Here is a 1,013-nt window from a genome sequence, read left to right on the forward strand (position 1 = left end):
TCAAGTATCATCTGATCACCTGTGTAAGCGTGGATTGTTGACATGATACCAGACTGGATTGGAGCATAGTCATTAAGAGCCTTAGCCATTGGTGCAAGACAGTTAGTTGTACATGAAGCTGCTGAGATGATCTGATCATCAGCTGTTAATGTATCCTGGTTAACTGAGAATACGATAGTCTTAAGATCATTACCAGCTGGAGCTGAGATAACAACCTTCTTAGCACCTGCGTTGATATGAGCCATTGACTTCTCCTTTGAGCAGTAGAAACCAGTACACTCAAGAACTACATCAACACCGATCTTACCCCAAGGAAGGTTGTTTGCATCTGCCTCCTTGTAGATTGTAAGAGTCTTACCATCAACTGTGATTGTGTTAGCCTCATCATCAGCTGAAACTGTGTGAAGGTTCTCACCGATCTTGCCACAGTATCCACCCTGTGCTGTATCGTACTTGAGAAGATCTGCAAGCATTGAAGGCTTTGTTAAATCGTTGATTGCAACAACTTCATAACCCTCTGCACCGAACATCTGTCTGAATGCAAGACGACCAATACGTCCAAAACCGTTAATTGCTACTTTTACTGCCATTTTTTATTCCTCCTAGGTTTTTGAAATATAATAAAAGTATTTATCAATCTGCTACGCGGGAACGTAGCAAATAAATCGTGTTAAATACACAAGCTAATCATACATTCTTTAGGTATAAATTTCAAGCCTTAATCTCATTTTTTTAGTTATCATCTATCCAAAATAGACAAATTTGTTTTAACAAATTATACTAATGGGCTGAGGCTATAGAAAAAATGTTTCTACTACAATTTGATAATAATAAGATTACTCAACAGCTTTACTTTATATATTTTTTCAGTGTTTTATGTTATAATATGAAACGCAATGATTATAAACGGAGGTATACAGAAAATGATCATCTGTGATTCGCATATACATTCGGAGTTCTCAAGCGACTCTTCCGCTCCACTGGACAGTATAATCCAGAAGGCAATACAACTT

Annotated in this window: 1 protein-coding gene; it reads right to left on the reverse strand. The window is 37.4% G+C overall.

Annotation, left to right across the window (positions count from 1 at the left end; translation table 11 throughout):
* On the reverse strand, positions 1-590 hold a 590-nt coding region (locus tag CCU_RS13180), incomplete at its 3' end, for an aldehyde dehydrogenase (RefSeq protein WP_208896286.1).
* Between the last annotated feature and the right edge of the window lie 423 nt (positions 591-1,013).

The organism is Coprococcus sp. ART55/1 (assembly GCF_000210595.1).
Taxonomy (GTDB): Bacteria; Bacillota; Clostridia; order Lachnospirales; family Lachnospiraceae; genus Coprococcus; species Coprococcus aceti.